At 48.1% G+C, this 586-nt stretch carries 2 rRNA genes; both read left to right on the forward strand.

Going from position 1 to position 586, the window contains the following annotated elements:
* Positions 1-102: ribosomal RNA gene (locus PWJ82_RS09525) — 16S ribosomal RNA — on the forward strand; the annotation flags it as partial.
* A 374-nt stretch (positions 103-476) separates the two neighbouring features.
* Positions 477-586: ribosomal RNA gene (locus PWJ82_RS09530) — 23S ribosomal RNA — on the forward strand; the annotation flags it as partial.

Genomic DNA, 586 nt, shown 5'->3' on the forward strand with positions numbered 1-586 from the left:
CTAACCATTTTTTGGGGGGAGCGGTCGAAGGTGGGGCTGGCGATTGGGACGAAGTCGTAACAAGGTAGCCGTACCGGAAGGTGCGGCTGGATCACCTCCTTTCTAAGGATTGTTTGCAGGAGACGTTATAATCGGTGGGCTATTGGGGTTTGCTGGTTTTTGTTTTGTTTCTTGTTTGGGACGCGTAAAAAGAGATGCTTGAGAAGGCTTTCTTTCTTGTTTGTTTTCTTGGGTGTTGTGTGGTTGGGCGTGCTGTTAGGCATTCGGACACTAGCTTGTCTGTTTACCGCCTGTGAGCAGTTGGTGAGGGTTTGTCCTTGTTTTCTGTTTGTGGTGTTGGTGTGGTGGTTGGTTGTCGCATAGTGAGCGTGAGCATCTTTATAACAAGCATGTGGTGCCGAAGGCTTTGGTTTTTGGTTGTGTGTTTGTTTGTGATTTTGCGTAATGTTTTTGTTTTGAGTTTCTTGTGTTTTGTTTTTTTGGTGTTGTAGGGCGTTTGGTGGATGCCTTGGTGCGTATGGGCCGAAGAAGGACGTTGTAGCCTGCGATATGCCTCGGGGAATTGGCTAGCGAGTGGTGATCCGAG

It is taken from the genome of Actinotignum schaalii, assembly GCF_028864145.1.
In the GTDB taxonomy this organism is placed as follows: Bacteria; Actinomycetota; Actinomycetes; order Actinomycetales; family Actinomycetaceae; genus Actinotignum; species Actinotignum schaalii_B.